13 protein-coding genes are annotated in these 15,420 nt (G+C 43.9%); 11 read left to right on the top strand and 2 right to left on the bottom strand.

Annotated features, from left to right (window positions below; genetic code table 11):
- Positions 1-219 precede the first annotated feature (219 nt).
- From L5M40_RS02815 to L5M40_RS02800, 4 genes are all read left to right on the top strand, one after another.
- A complete protein-coding gene (locus L5M40_RS02815) occupies positions 220-447 on the top strand; it encodes a DUF3389 family protein (RefSeq protein ID WP_006082094.1) in 228 nt (75 codons plus the stop codon).
- Positions 448-539: 92 nt separating this feature from the next.
- A complete protein-coding gene (locus tag L5M40_RS02810; protein WP_263163007.1) occupies positions 540-1,211 on the top strand; it encodes an alpha/beta hydrolase in 672 nt (223 codons plus the stop codon).
- A gap of 363 nt (positions 1,212-1,574) precedes the next feature.
- Positions 1,575-3,293, top strand: a complete 1,719-nt coding sequence (gene ushA / locus L5M40_RS02805) for a bifunctional UDP-sugar hydrolase/5'-nucleotidase UshA (RefSeq protein WP_105252205.1) — start codon at positions 1,575-1,577, stop codon at positions 3,291-3,293.
- Between the two features lie 421 nt (positions 3,294-3,714).
- Positions 3,715-6,375: a TonB-dependent receptor gene (locus tag L5M40_RS02800; RefSeq protein WP_263256219.1), complete on the top strand. Its 2,661-nt coding sequence runs from the start codon at positions 3,715-3,717 to the stop codon at positions 6,373-6,375.
- Between the two features lie 89 nt (positions 6,376-6,464).
- On the opposite strand, the gene L5M40_RS02795 is transcribed toward L5M40_RS02800, so the two are convergent.
- Both L5M40_RS02795 and L5M40_RS02790 read right to left on the bottom strand, forming a co-directional pair.
- Positions 6,465-6,824 (bottom strand): TraR/DksA C4-type zinc finger protein, encoded by a 360-nt coding sequence (locus L5M40_RS02795; protein ID WP_028759621.1) that lies wholly within the window; start codon positions 6,822-6,824, stop codon positions 6,465-6,467.
- Positions 6,825-7,011: 187 nt separating this feature from the next.
- Positions 7,012-7,962 carry a tRNA-dihydrouridine synthase gene (locus L5M40_RS02790; protein WP_105253104.1) on the bottom strand — a complete coding sequence of 317 codons (951 nt, stop codon included), beginning with the start codon at positions 7,960-7,962 and terminating at the stop codon, positions 7,012-7,014.
- A gap of 266 nt (positions 7,963-8,228) precedes the next feature.
- On the opposite strand from L5M40_RS02790, the gene L5M40_RS02785 reads away from it, so the two are divergent.
- The 7 genes from L5M40_RS02785 (at position 8,229) to dnaX (ending at position 15,257) form a co-directional block, all read left to right on the top strand.
- Positions 8,229-8,657 carry a hypothetical protein gene (locus tag L5M40_RS02785; protein ID WP_028759624.1) on the top strand — a complete coding sequence of 143 codons (429 nt, stop codon included), beginning with the start codon at positions 8,229-8,231 and terminating at the stop codon, positions 8,655-8,657.
- A 116-nt stretch (positions 8,658-8,773) separates the two neighbouring features.
- The gene (locus L5M40_RS02780; protein WP_173244261.1) at positions 8,774-9,643 is read left to right on the top strand and encodes a DUF692 domain-containing protein; all 870 of its coding nucleotides are present in this window, start codon (positions 8,774-8,776) and stop codon (positions 9,641-9,643) included.
- Complete coding sequence (locus L5M40_RS02775) at positions 9,643-10,389, top strand: DUF2063 domain-containing protein (RefSeq protein WP_173244264.1); 747 nt, start codon at positions 9,643-9,645, stop codon at positions 10,387-10,389. The genes L5M40_RS02780 and L5M40_RS02775 overlap by 1 nt, the downstream gene beginning before the upstream one ends.
- Before the next feature lie 150 nt (positions 10,390-10,539).
- Positions 10,540-10,662, top strand: coding sequence for a hypothetical protein (locus L5M40_RS02770; RefSeq protein WP_006082086.1), 123 nt, complete (start codon positions 10,540-10,542; stop codon positions 10,660-10,662).
- 81 nt (positions 10,663-10,743) lie between these two features.
- Positions 10,744-11,112 (top strand): YbaN family protein, encoded by a 369-nt coding sequence (locus L5M40_RS02765; RefSeq protein WP_263256218.1) that lies wholly within the window; start codon positions 10,744-10,746, stop codon positions 11,110-11,112.
- A gap of 268 nt (positions 11,113-11,380) precedes the next feature.
- Entirely contained in the window at positions 11,381-11,932 is a 552-nt protein-coding gene (gene apt, locus L5M40_RS02760) for an adenine phosphoribosyltransferase (RefSeq protein ID WP_263142462.1), read from the top strand.
- 37 nt (positions 11,933-11,969) lie between these two features.
- On the top strand, positions 11,970-15,257 hold the full coding sequence (dnaX, locus tag L5M40_RS02755) for a DNA polymerase III subunit gamma/tau (RefSeq protein ID WP_263176585.1): 3,288 nt from the start codon (positions 11,970-11,972) through the stop codon (positions 15,255-15,257).
- The last annotated feature ends 163 nt before the right edge of the window (positions 15,258-15,420 follow it).

The following is a 15,420-nucleotide window of genomic DNA, read 5'->3' as shown; positions in this document are numbered from 1 at the left end:
TAAGACCATCAATTCAGCTTGGTTTTCTGTTAACCCACTCTATATAGCACAAAAGATATAGCGCAAAAGTTTACCTGATAATTCACTGGATTTGTTATCTCACTGTTAGCTCAAATGTAATCAAACTTTAATGGCTTGGATGCTGGTCAGGAAATGCCATCGGTAAAAGAGCACAAGTTTGCTATGATGACGGCGTTTTCACATAGGGCGGTTATCATAATGGTGTTAGATTTTTCGCAGGGTAAGTTAATCGTTACTGAGTTTGAGGTTCAAGTGCGCCTCAACGTTGCCAGTATCGTACTGCAAGCGAGTGCTGAGGATATCGGCTTGAGACGTCAGCCTCCTATGCTGATCGCCGATGGTGGCGGTGTACGTTGGAGCTTAGTATTGGACTCAAATGCTCAGTTACGTGCGATTCAAGATGTGCTGGGCATGGATGCTGAATAACCTGTGCCCGAGTGGTGATGAGTGTTTAACGTATAGATTTATCATCATTTTTTAGTTGATGAGTGTTTAATATCGAATTGGGAATTTTTAGTATGTCAGTTTCTCTTGAGCGTATTGTTGTCGAACCTAAGACGCCTGCTACGGCTGTGGTTATTTGGTTACATGGATTAGGGGATTCGGGGGCCGGATTTGCTCCCGTAGTGCCTGCATTAGGCTTACCTGCAGATCATGCTATTCGATTTATTTTTCCCCATGCACCAGAGCAAGCCGTGACCATTAATGGTGGCTACATTATGCGCGCTTGGTACGATATTAAAAGCATGGATTTGCATGACAGAGCCGATATGCAAGGCGTGCTTGAGTCGGAGAAAATGGTTGCCGCATTAATTAATGAACAAATCGCGGCGGGTATTGCGAGCCAACGTATCGTATTAGCAGGATTCAGTCAGGGTGGAGTCATGAGTTTATTCTCTGGACTGCGTTTCCCTGAGCCACTTGCAGGGATTATGGCGTTGTCTTGCTATTTACCGACGGGTGATGTGTTACCCGCTGAATTAAGCGCGGCGAATCGCAATACACCCATATTACAGCAACACGGTCTACAGGATGATGTTGTACCATTTTCCGCTGGAATGTTAGCAAAAGAAGCCTTAACTGCGGGCGGCTATCATGTTACGTGGCAAACTTATCCAATGCCTCATTCTGTCATTCCTGAACAATTGAAAGCGATTTCTAAATGGTTATTACAGCGATTTGAAATGTAGATAAGTCTAATTGCTGATAAAAACAGCATGCGGTAAGTTGAAATTTACCCATGCTTGTTTTTTTAAAGGAACAATCGCGATGTTTTTTCATATTTCCTAAGTTATTTATAACAAACGATTAAAATCCATTTATTCCATTTTTATTTTGTATTCTCTAAATATATAAAAATCAGTCATTCAGCTTATTTTTTATATGAAACAAATCCTTCTTAAAATGCCCGCCAAATTTCATATAAATGTCAAGTTTTTAATAAAAATGACACAATTTATCTTTATTATTTGCTATTATCCGTGACGCTGAACTTGATGGAGTTCACGACAATCTTTCTATGATAAAATAATTAAAATCAAGGGGTTGATGTAATGAGACATATGCTTATTAAAGGATTAGTTGCAACTGCTGTTCTCGCTGCACTTGCGGGTTGTAATAATAGTGATGACGATAAAGTTCCAACAACGTGTGCTGAAGCGGGAAGTGCTTGTAAAACGTTTACCGTTTTACATACCAATGACAACCATGGCCGTTTCTGGGAAAACAGTGATGGTGAATACGGTTTAGCCGCTCAGAAAACTCTGGTTGATCAAATTCGTGCAGAAGTGAGTAAGAATGGCAGTCAAACCTTATTATTATCTGGTGGTGATATTAATACGGGTGTACCAGAATCTGATCTTCAAGATGCCATACCAGACTTTACGGGCATGAATAAAATTGGTTACGACGCCATGGCTGTTGGTAACCATGAGTTTGACAATCCGTTATCAGTACTTGATATGCAGCGTCGCCTTGCTGAATTCCCTATGTTAGCGGCGAACATTTACCGTAAAAATGCCGATGGTACTCTTGGTGAGCGTTACTTTGATGCCTATAAAGTATTTGACGTTAATGGTCTTAAAGTTGCTGTTATTGGTTTAACGACAGAAGACACTGCTAAGATTGGTAACCCAGAATACATTAGCGATCTAACATTCACCGATCCCAAGGTGGAAGTTGCTAAAGTGATTAAAGAAATTAAAGATGCCAAAGCGGCAGATATCATTTTCGCTACCACGCACATGGGTCATTACGCGGATGGTAAAAATGGTAGTAATGCCCCTGGCGATGTAGCTATGGCTCGCGCATTGAAAGAAGGGGATTTACAAGTTGTTATCGGTGGTCATTCACAGAATCCAGTGTGTATGGAACCGGGAACTGACAACAAAGCCTATGCAGCCTTTAAGCCTGGTGATGCATGTGCACCTGATAAACAAAATGGCACTTGGATCATGCAAGCCCATGAATGGGGTAAATATGTTGGCCGTGCAGATTTTGAATACTTTAACGGTGAACTCCATCTAGCGAGCTACAAGCTTGTCCCTGTGAATATGCGCAAACTGGATGATGCTGGTAAGAAAACTGCTGACTTAGCTGGCACTAAAATTGAACCGGATTCAGAGTTAAAAGAGCTGCTTTCTTACTATCAAGAGAAAGGTCAAGCTAAGTTAGACGAAGTCATTGCGACAACGGATGCCCTGTTAGATGGTGAGCGTGCAAACGTGCGTAATAAGCAAACTAACTTAGGCCGTATGTTAGCGATGGCACAAAGTGCTAAAGTGACTGCTGATTTTGGTGTAATGAACTCAGGTGGTGTACGTGCATCTATCCAACCAGGCAACATTAGTTACCGTGACGTGCTGACTGTTCAGCCATTTGGTAATATGGTTACCCTTAACGAAATGACGGGTACTGAAGTTGCGGCTTATTTAGGCGCTGTCGGCAGTCTTCAAGTTGGTTCTGGTGGTTATGCACAAATCACTGGTGTGAAAATGACCATTGACTGTGTGGCTAAAACAGCCAACATCAGCGACATCGGTGGCAAGGATTTTAGCCCAACAGCCACTTATAAGTTCACTGTACCTAGCTTTAATGCTGCGGGTGGTGACGGTTATCCTAAACTAACCAGCCCAATTCAAACGGGTTTTGTTGATGCTGATTTACTCTATTCTTTCTTGAAAGAGAAACAAGTGATTAAAGCTGCTGACTACAATCCTGTAGGCGATATTGTTTATGAGAACTCAAAAAGTGTTGAAGGTTGCCAACTTTAAGTAATCAATCATTACTCAGTGTTTCAATATTAATGCCACTCAAATGAGTGGCATTTTTTATGGTTAATTAATATTGAACTAAGTGTGAATTAATATCCAGCGTTTTATTTTTGATACACTTTGATTCATTTGTGGCGTGAGTTTCTCGGTATTCTTTTAGTTAACAATTAAGATTTATTGTATCAAATTAAATATTTAATATATTCAACAGGTCTGTATTGCTTAACCCCATGATGTATATCCGGATATCTTATATTAAAGTTGATTTATTTTGTGTCAATTTGTTTTAATTTGAGATTAATTGTTTTTAATGGTTGACTTAGATGTTGCGCATTAACATTATCCCTACAGCGAAATAGAGTTCGCTTGCCAAATATAAAAATAACAAACATAGGGTTTTATTTACCTCAAGGAGAGATTAATGCGCTATTTAAGTTTAACGGCCAAAGCTGTTCGTACTAGTTTAATTACAGTGACGACAAGCAGTGTGGTTTTTTCTGGAATAGGCTTTTCTGCAGCGGTAAATGCGGCAGAAGAAAATGCGAAAGTTGAACGCATTGAAGTGACGGGTTCTCGTATTAAACAAGTTGATATGGAAACTGTTTCACCCGTGACTGTCATTAATGCTGCGGATATTGCCATGACGGGTGAAAAAACCGTTGCTGACGTATTGAATAACTCTGCGATAAACAGCTTTGGTTCTTGGCGTGGTATTTCTGGCTATGGATCAGGAGCAAGCTCAACCAGTGATGTCAATTTACGTGGTTTAGGAGCGTCTGCGACATTAGTGTTATTAGATGGACGCCGTATGCCGGGCACGAGTTCGAGCTCTGGCTCTGTGGCCGATACATCTTCTATCCCTATGGCTATCGTGGAGCGTATTGAAATCCTGCGCGATGGCGCCTCGGCAGTATATGGTTCCGATGCGGTTGCGGGTGTGATAAACATTATCACTAAGAAGGAGTTTGAAGGGTTTCAACTCGATTACAGCACTGAGCAGCCAAGTGTGGAAGGAGGCGATGCCAACCGTTTATCACTTGCAACGGGCTTTAATACTGATAAAGGCAATATCACGCTAACCTATGAATATTATGATACTAAAGCTGTAATGGATCGTGATATTTGGCGAATGGACGATTCAAGTTATAACGCATATAGTGGATATAGCTCAGTACCAAACGGTAAATATGGACCAGGCAATGGTAGCTGGTATAGTAATTCAGATATATGTCAAAAAACGGAAAATACCATAGACTCAGGTGATGGTCGTTGTTTATATAATCATGGTAATGTCACTAAGTTATTTGGCGATCAAACTCGTAATTCGCTGTTATCTAATTTCTCCTATGAGATTTCAGAGAATATAAAATTCCGAGGTCGTGCTTCTGCTTCATTAGCAGAAACTGAAACCCGTTATGCGGGTACGCCAGTATCAACGAATACCCCTGTGATGAGTGCCGATAATAAGTTTAATCCAGTTGGCGAAGAATTAGTGATTTCTATGCGAGGCGCGCAACTTGGCGAGCGAGATACATTAACTGAAACCAACAATTTTGATATTCTAGGTGGCTTTGTTGGTACAATAGATTCAGGGAATGGTATCGACTGGGAATTAAATGCCCAGCACGCAACATCGACGACAAATAGTTTTAATTATAATTTACTGAACGACGATATTATTCAGCAAGAAATTGATTCAGAGCAATATGATATTTTCAATACCTCTGGAATGAGTTATGAGCAGTGGGATCAACAGATGACAGATCTGTATCGTAAAGCAGCGCATACTGGGGTTTATCAGGGCAAATTTGAAAGTACTCAATTGGATGGTCTTGCTTCGACCTTACTGCTCGATGACGGTGATCTTTCGGTCGCTATGGTCGGTGGTCTTGAATATGAAATGATCAAGTTTAAGCAAACCAGTGATCCAGAATCGGCCGCGGGTATTATCTCCGGCGGTTCGGGGGGTGATGATGTGGATGCCACACGTGACCGTAGCGCCGCTTATTTGGAACTCCAAGTAGGCTTACCTGCCAATGTTGAGTTTTCTGCCGCAGTACGTTATGAGCGCTATGAGCAGGAAGGAACTCTCACAGGGCCTCAGGGGGAAGTCGTTAATTCATCGACCTTCGATGCCGTGGTGCCTAAGTTTGGTTTAAGCTGGCGTCCTATAGACACGTTATTACTGCGTGCTAGCTATGGTGACTCATTCCGCGCGCCGAATATGAGCGAAATGTTCTCGTCTCAATCCTTGAGTTTTGAGAAGGGTGTTGATTCTTTATGGTGTAATGAACCTGGTAACGTGGATGCCATATATTGCGCGACTAATAATCAACACAAAACCTGGTATGGAGGGAATCCTGATCTAGAGGCTGAAGAGGGCAACTCGTTAACCTTTGGCGGCGTTTGGAATGTTACTGACGCATGGAACTTGGAGTTATCTTATTACTCAATCACCTATGACAACAAAATTGAGTCAATTGATGTGGATGATATCCTGCGTGATGAAATCAAGAATGGTTCTTCTCCCTATGTGACGCGCGGTCCTGATGGCAAGATTGAATATATTGAAGCCGGAGTTCGTAACTTAGCTACAGTTGAGACCTCAGGTATCGATTTTGTTACGGCTTATAACTTAGAAACAGGCTTTGGGGATTTCAATTTCAAACTGGATTTAACTCATGTGCTTGATTTTAAAAAGCAGGATAACGCTGAAGCAGACATGATCGATTACGCAGGGTCGACTGACTCGCCCGATTGGCGCGGTAACTTTGCGACCAGTTGGAAATACGATGATTTTTCTGCCGCATGGAGAGTTGTTTATATCGGTAGTCAATCAGCAAGTTATTTCAATGAGTTAGAAGAAACCGACCGTTATGTTGATTACGATAATTACTTTAAACATAATATTCAGTTTGGTTATACCCATGCTTATAACGGCTCTATCACAGTAGGGGTGAATAATGTGTTTGATGCTGAAACACCAAACTATTACACCTACGCCGATTATCGCGATGTGAATGTGGGTTTATATGATGTGTTAGGTAGAACGTATTACCTGAGAATAAACCAGAAGTTTTAGGTTGTCCGCCCTCCCTGGATAACTCAAACCTCCGCTTGCGGAGGTTTTTTTGCTTATAAGGCAGTTTACTGGGTGTCGAATGAGCGCTATCAATGCGTGAGGCGCAGTTCGTGGCGGTGTTCATGCTGATAATGCTCGGCGCAGGAGGTGCAGCGTTGTTCGGTGGGATCTTGGCTTAAGCGTTCGCTTTCAATTTCTGCCTCACAATCCGAGCAAAGACCGTAGAGACCTAAGTCGAGCTGGCAAAAGGCGGCATCAAGTTTATTTAATCGGCAAAATAGTGGGTGTTCAGCCAGTGGTGTCTGAGCCAATTTATCAATTAATTCTGCCAGACTCAGGCTAGCGTAATGCTCCCCTATGGCTTCGAGGAACAGAGGGAGCGCGCCTATTTCTTTCCTTAGATTAGCTTCAAGCTCTGACAATTCATGTCTGATATGGGTGGTGCTCACGTAAAATCGCCTATTTCATTTGACTCTAGGCGTCCAGTCTAATAGTTCCACTATCAACGACTATGATAAAGATCAAGTATCTGCCACATTTTCGGTTTTTTAGCCGTTAAAAATCGAAAAAGTACTTCATTCTTATCGCATTATATGTGCTACGGCAAAAGCCCTTTTATCACATATATCGTTGCGATTATTCGTCGCATAAGTTCCGTTGCGCTGTTTCTAATACGCGGACAATTTCTTCCGTTGTTTTAAAGACTCGCAGTTCCCTAAACAAGGTATCGGCTTCGGGATATTGACGGTTGAGATAGGTAAACCACTGTTTGATCCGGGCTGGATAATAGTCACTTTTACGGCCATTGAGTTCCCTTTGGGTATAACTGAGCATGAGCCCTAAGGTTTGCGCCCAAGTATAAGGAGTGGCTCCTGTCTTGATAGTATCAGCCAAGTTCGGCAATGAAATTGCCCCGCGGCCGATCATGATACTGTCGCAGCCCGTGACCTCGATACAACGCTTAGCATCGTCACTGTTCCAAATTTCACCGTTGGCGATCACCGGGATCGGCAAACGTTTGCGCACTTCGGTGATGTATTCCCAGTAGGCTGGCGGTCTGTAACCGTCGACTTTACTGCGCGCATGGATGGCAAGTTCAGTTGCACCGGCTTCATACACAGCAATGGCGTTTTCCATAAACAGTGACTTATCTTCGTAGCCCAAACGTATTTTGGCCGTTACGGCATGCTCTTTTGGTACTGCTTGACGCATGGCTTTGACAATATCGTGCACACTCTCAGGATATTGCAATAATACGGCGCCACCTTTACTGCGGTTAACAATTTTTGCTGGACAGCCAAAGTTTGCATCAACACCGTGTGAGCCTAGCTCAATGGCACGCAGGGCATTTTCGCCCATACATTGGGGTTCTTGACCAAGCAATTGTACTCGTACTGGCGTACCTGAAGGGGTGTTGCCGTTGTTGAGCAGTTCAGGACACAGTTTGAGAAAGACCTTTTCAGGCAGCAGTTGGTCTACCACTCGCACAAATTCGGTGACGAGCAAATCGTAGGGATTGATGGTCGATAGGATGTCACGCATCAAAGCGTCTACTACGCCTTCCATTGGAGCCAAAATCACACGCACTGCAGTAAACCCATATCTGTTGCAAAGGGCGAGCATTCTACCTTATCAGCCCTAAGTTACAAAGTGGCCTTGTGAAGGAGGATGAATAGGTACGCCAATAAATAAAATCCAAGCTAAACTGATTGTCCTAGCAGGATATTTTTACCATTTCTGTGACTTAGTGATATTTTTGCAATAGAATCGAAATAAGGCAGGTCTTTTGTTGTAAGCCAGCTACTTAAACTGTTGTTGGTCATTATTACTCAATAAACAAGAAGGGATTATTTATGAATTCAGTTAAAAAAACAGCAGTTGCAGTAGCGTTAGGTTCAGTTGTGATGAGTTCAGCTTTTGCTGTCAATGCACAAACTAACCCATTTGGTTTTGAAGCTATGGATGCGGGCTATCAAATTGTCGGTTCAGAAGGCAAATGTGGTGAAGCCAAATGCGGCGCAGACATGAAGAAAGCCGCCGCTGAAAAAGCCAAAGAAGGTAAGTGTGGTGAGGCTAAATGCGGTGCTGAGATGAAAAAAGCGGCTGCAGATAAAGCTCATGAGGGGAAATGTGGCGAAGCGAAATGCGGTGCTGACATGAAGAAAGCCGCTGATAAGGCCCATGAAGGTAAGTGTGGTGAAGCAAAATGTGGCGCTGATATGAAGAAAACCGCCGAAAAAGTGGATGCTAAAGTCGAAGCCGTTAAAAAAGAAGTGAAGTAAAGCGGGTTTGTTTTATCCCTGCAGTTATTGGGATAATTGAGCCTAAAGAGGCCAGCCAGCGCTGGTCTCTTGTGTTTTATTCTTAAGCGATTACAGGTTAGCATTCGTGAGGTTCTATGAATGATCAAAAAAATACGACACAGGTAGGGCTGGGATTAAGACGAGAAATGCTCAGTGAATTTTGTTTACAGGTGCCTGATGCTATTAATTTTTTTGAAGTGGCACCTGAGAATTGGATGACCTTAGGTGGTAAATTTGGCCGCCAATTTCGTGAGTTGACTGAGCAACATACTTTCTACTGCCACGGTTTGAGTTTATCCATTGGTAGCCCTGAACCTTTAGATCTCGCGTTTGTAAAAAATATCAAAACCTTTATGGATTTACATCAAATCCAAGTCTATTCCGAACATTTAAGTTATTGCTCAGGGCAAGGTCACTTATATGATTTAATGCCTATCCCTTTTACCGACGCTGCGGTGAAGCATGTGGCGGCGCGGGTCAAGCAAGTAGAAGATATTCTAGAGCGGCCGCTTATTTTAGAAAATGTGTCTTTTTATGCCGCTCCAGGTGCGCAAATGACAGAACTTGAATTCGTTAATGCCGTGCTGCAAGAAGCCGATTGTAAACTGCTACTGGATGTGAACAACATCTATGTGAACTCGATAAACCATCAATACGATGCCGATGCCTTTTTACAGGCCATGCCGACGGAGCGCATCGCCTATTTGCATATTGCTGGGCACTACAAACAAGCTGAAGATCTGCTCATTGATACCCATGGCGCCGCCATTAACGATCCCGTCTGGACATTATTACAGCGCTGTTATGCTTTGCATGGGGTAAAACCGACTTTGCTTGAGCGTGACTTTAATTTGCCGACAACCGCTGAATTGTTGCTCGAGATAAATCAAATTCACGGTTATCAAATGGCGGCGTCCAGCTCCCATGCCCAAAATAGTGCTCATGCCGTAAAGAGGATCGCCTAATGGATTTTAAGCAAGTGCAGCAATCCTTTATCGATTATATCCGCGATCCATCTTCGCCATTGCCCGTGGATACTGATTTCCGGCGTATGCAGGTTTACCGCGAGTTATTTTTTAATAATGTGCTGGGATTTGTGTCGAACGGCTTCCCCGTGCTGAAAAGTTTGTATTCTGAGGAGGATTGGCTGACTTTGGTGCAGCGTTTTTTCAGTCAACATGATTGCCAATCGCCCATCTTTATCGATATCGCGGGTGAGTTTTTAGATTTTTTACAGCAGGAATATCAGCCCACGGCAAATGATCCTGTTTTTATGCTCGAATTAGCGCACTATGAATGGCTGGAGTTGGCCGTTGCGGTCGCACAGGCGAGTGGGGATGAATCTCAACTTAGCCTAGCGCAAATGTCGACGCAGGCTTTATGTTTGTCGCAGACGGCGAGGGTGGCGCAGTATCATTTTGAGGTGCAGCACATTCGTCAGGATTATCGGCCGCAGCAACGACTCGATACGCCAGTGTTTTTTTGTCTCTATCAAGATGCCGATTGTGAAGTGTGCTTCTTACAGTTAAATCCCTTAAGCGCGCAGGTGCTGGCATTTCTTCAAGCTCAAGGCCAAGCGGGTTTTAAAGAGATAGTTGATTGGTTAACAATCACTTACCCTCAAATGGCGCCAGAGATTATTGAGCAAGGTTGTATGCAGTTACTCGAGCAATTAGCGGCCAAAGGGATAGTGCGCGGACGTCAGTCTTAAGGTTGGGTTTATTGCCGAAATAAATGCAATAACCCTACATTTAGAGGGTTTTTATTAATTTGACAAACCGCTACAATGTCGGCCGTTTTGTGATCTCAATCACTGTACGATTCCTGCGCACTTATACTTGCACATACTAGAGGAGCTGTAATGAGTAGTCAGCCGTTTAAAGACCCATTTAATTTTTTGTATTTTATTGGTTTTATTTTAGTTTTACTGTTGCCGACTCTGCCAGCAAGTCTGTCTTGGTTAAAGCATTTAGGTTTAATTTAAGCGAGCGTTAATCTCTAGCGCGTAGCCTATTGGCCACTCTTCGAGTGGCTTTTGTTTTTCCGATAAAGGGCATTTAAACCTATGGTATTAAAGCGCGGATTATTTTTACTGTTAGGCTTAACCGCTTTAGTCTTAGGTTTAGTTGGTATCGTGCTACCGATATTGCCGACCGTGCCTTTTATCTTGCTTGCTGCCTTTTACTTTGCCCGCTCGAGTGAACGTTTACACCATTGGTTGATGACACATCCCTGGTTTGCCGACGCCTTAACCCAGTGGCAAGAGCAGCGAGCAATGCGTAAGGGATTGAAACGCAAAGCCATGATAGTTAGCGCACTCAGTTTTAGTCTCAGTATTATTGTGGTCCCTATCCTTTGGGTAAAAGGTCTGCTGTTTGTCATGGCATTGGTCCTACTTTGGTATCTTAAAGGTATACCTGAAATAGAGGGATGATTGAGTGATTGAATGGGCTCAGGCGCTGTGACTGAAAGTTTAGTCGTGTTCTTGTTGAGGCTATTTAACTGAGAGCCAACAGGGTTTGATCTAAGGCACAAATTGATAACCTTTCCATCACTTGTGCATTGTGATTGTTGCAACTAAAACTAAAGCGGCATAAGCTTTGTCCGACTTTCGACAATGCGTCCACCCAGTGTGGACGTTTTGTTTTATACCGCCACCGCTAGGTTGGTGAATTGATTAAGTAACTTATTAAGCAAATATGATGGCTATGAATACAGAAACCTTATCCTTGATAAAGCAAAGCATTAAAACGATTCCTAATTATCCTAAGGAAGGGATTTTATTTCGAGATGTCACCAGTTTGCTTGAGAATGCAGCAGCCTATAAAGCGACCATCGACTTGTTAGTTGAACATTATCGTGGTCAAGGCTTTACCAAAATTGTGGGCACTGAAGCCCGTGGTTTCTTATTTGGTGCTCCGTTGGCTTTAGAATTGGGTATCGGTTTTGTACCTGTGCGTAAACCCGGCAAATTGCCGCGTGCAACCATCAGCCAAAGCTATGAACTGGAATACGGTCACGATAGCCTAGAAATTCATACTGATGCGATTAGCGCAAATGACAAAGTGCTCGTTGTTGACGATTTACTCGCCACTGGCGGTACTATCGAAGCGACCGTTAAACTGATCCGCCAACTCGGCGGTGAAGTTAAACATGCGGCCTTTGTGATCTCATTACCTGATTTAGGCGGTGAAGTCCGTTTAACCGCATTAGGGCTTGAGTTGGTTAAACTTTGTGAGTTTGAAGGCGAATAAATCTGCAGCTAAAGGCGCCTTGGGATAGTTTGATGGCATGTCAAATCATGGCATGTTATCTTTCAAAGTTCTCGGGGCGCATGCTCCCGCTTTTGTATCACATACTCTGGGGAGTTCCATGTCATATCAGGTGTTAGCCAGAAAATGGCGCCCTGCCACATTTGATCAAATGGTTGGCCAAAGTCATGTTTTGCATGCCTTGACCAATGCGTTAAGCCAGCAGCGCTTACACCATGCTTACCTGTTTACGGGAACGCGCGGTGTTGGTAAAACCAGTTTAGCGCGACTCTTTGCCAAAGGCTTAAACTGCGAACAAGGTGTGACAGCGACTCCCTGTGGTGTTTGTGGCAGCTGCGTGGAAATCGCCCAAGGCCGTTTTGTCGATTTGATTGAAGTCGATGCCGCATCTCGCACTAAGGTCGATGATACCCGTGAGCTGTTAGACAATGTGCAGTATCGTCCAACCCGTGGCCGCTTTAAGGTTTATCTTATCGACGAAGTGCATATGCTGTCGCGCAGCAGTTTTAACGCACTGCTAAAAACCTTAGAAGAACCCCCTGAGCACGTTAAATTTCTTCTGGCGACCACCGATCCGCAGAAACTGCCAGTGACTGTGTTATCTCGTTGTTTGCAGTTCAATTTAAAAAGCCTGACCCAAGCTGAAATTGGCACTCAGCTCAATCATATCTTGACCCAAGAGCAGTTTCCCTTTGATGTAGAAGCCCTAAAATTGCTGGCTAAAGCTGCCAATGGCAGTATGCGTGATGCCTTGAGTTTGACAGATCAAGCCATCGCCTTTGGTGGCGGTAATGTGATGCTTGGCCAAGTGCAAACCATGCTTGGCAGTATTGATGAGCAGCATGTAGTTGCCTTGCTTAATGCCTTAACCGATGCCGATATTGGTGTGTTAATGCATACCTGTGCCCAAGTGCTTGCGTACGGCGCAGATGCCCAAGAAGTGCTACGCAGTTTACTTGAGTTGTTACATCAAATTACCTTGACCCAATTTGCCCCCGCTTGCGCGCAGCAATCCTTGTATAGCGCACAGATTCGCGCCTTTGCCGAACAGCTTAAGCCGGAACAAGTGCAGCTTTATTATCAGATTTTATTAACGGGTCGCAAAGATTTACCCCATGCACCAGACCCTAAATCGGGTCTTGAGATGGCACTATTACGCGCTGTGGCGTTTGTGCCGGAAAAGCCAGTAAAGCGCTGGCAGCCTGATGCGGTCGCTGAGATCAGTTTACCCGAAGGGCAAACGCCAGTTGCGATAGCGCAAGCTCTTGATGTAAATGAACAACAGTTTGCTGAACCACATACAGCTGAAAAAAAAACAGCATTAATTGAGCCTGCCGATACCGCAGAGCAGGCACTTGATGCTGAGCTCGAAGCGGATGCGGCATTAATTGCCGAACAGACGGTGATTCTAAGTCAGGCGCAGAGTCAGGGATTTAACGCTGGCAGCTTAAACGTTGAGATAGTGAATGCTGAGGTTGAGCCACAAACTCAAACAGTATCAACCGCTCAAGCGCCTTCTCAAGTTACTGAAGCTGCTGCTGACATTGAGGCATCGGTTGCGAGTTTAGATGCTCAGAATAGTGAAGTTCCTGAATTAATAGGGGAAACTGCCGAGTCGAGTATTGTTAATCCAGCAGCGGCTGAAATGGTTGTTGGTTCAAGCGCTGTGGCTGTTGGTAGTGACATTGCAGAGAAAGACAGTGCTGTTCAAGAGACTGTTGATGAAAACACTGCTGTTGACTCCCTCGCTAACCATACTCTTACTAATAGTACGCTAGAGCAAAAGGGGTTTGATGAACATAGCCCTTATGGAACTGAAGTCGAGCATTCTTATCCAGCGATGGGAGCTTATGCCCAAGAGTCAGCGCCGCTCGATTCCTATCAAGATGCTTATGTTGAATTCTCCTCCGGCTCTTACAATGACGATGATTTTCATCACAGCTTTGACTCTCATGCTGTACCTGATGATGTCCAACACTTAGATAATGTTCAAAATTCTGCTGATATTCAAAGCGCTGTAGGCATGGAAGGCTCAGTTGATAGTCAGTCAGTAGTAATGGCTCAAGTGTCTCCTCAGACATCAATTCCAATACTAGCCTCCGCATCCTTAGCCGACGACGATATTCTTTCAGCTGTGTTGGCGGCGCGGGATTCACTGCTATCGGATCTTGACGCTTTAAGTGCTAAGGACGGTGATGAAAAAAAGTCGTCATTGGACTCAAAACTTAAGACGCCAAACACTAAATCACATGGTGTAACCTTACCTAAATCGGTTACTAAAATTGAAGCGAGTCAGCCAAGTGTGGCATTTTCTGTTGATCCAGCATCTGACTTAGACCCTGATTTAGCGATAGATTTTGATGATGACTTCGACTTAGATCTTGAGCCTATCGATCTGCACCAAGCAGTATCTTCAGTCGTCATCTCAACTGGAATTGTCTCTGAGAAGCCTGTCAAACCGTCCGCTGCAGATGATCGTCCGCCTTGGGAGGCAACGCCTGAAGCTGAATCTATCGAAGTGACGCAAGTCGATAGCAATAAGACTGACAGTGTTCAGCCTGTGAGCGCGCAAGCTACTGATATAAATAATGTTCAAGCCTGTCATGCTCAAGATCTTTTAGGCGCGAGTTACGCACCTAATCATGCACAAGATGACACTCTATCCCTGAGTGACGGGCAGGCCGCAGCATCAAGTTTGAAGTCGGAAATACTTCAAAATCAGGCTGTACGTCAAGAAGAAATACCCGCCTCAGAGTTTGCCTCGGTTAGCGCAACAGAACTGACAAATGCGTCGAATACAGTGGAACACACGCATGAGACACAAGTCGCGCTCAGTTCGACTCAACCTATTAGCGGTCATCCATTAGATTTACATTGGTACAAGTTGATGGCGAGCTTAGAGATCGGCGGGCGAGTGCGGCAACTGGCGGTTAATTCTGTCTGTCAAACTTTGAGCGATCCTTTGCCGTTGCTGCTTAAACCAAACCAGAAGCATCTAGCGGCCGATGTTGCCATAGTGCAGCTTGAGCAAGCCTTAACTACCGCGCTCGGGAACCCAAGACGGGTACAAGTGGTCATAGGAATCGATGAACAGCGGGAAACGCCCTTAGAGTTACGTAAGCGTTTCCACCAAGAGTTGCTGCAACAAGCGCATCAATCATTGATCCATGATGACAATGTGCAATGGTTGATCCAACGTATGGGCGCCGAACTCGATGCCGATAGTCTAGTATATCCGCCAGAGTTGTTGAATTTACGCAGTCAGCAAATACAAGCGTTACCTGAGTTAACTGATGCCGCGAGTTAGCTATTATTGGCGAGTCTTTGGGTAAAATTTTTATCGTTAATTTGTAACGCTGTGGTTTAAATTTAGGCTTCGAGTGCATATTTATAGTGATGCTGCTGAGAAACTCTGCATCGAGATCATAAGTTTATTAACAAGATAACGGCATTGATTGCCAATCCCATTT

It is taken from the genome of Shewanella sp. SM68 (genome assembly GCF_025653925.1).
GTDB lineage: Bacteria > Pseudomonadota > Gammaproteobacteria > Enterobacterales > Shewanellaceae > Shewanella > Shewanella oncorhynchi.
The sequence above is the reverse complement of the archived record's forward strand: the minus strand, read 5'-3'. Positions and strand labels throughout refer to the sequence as shown.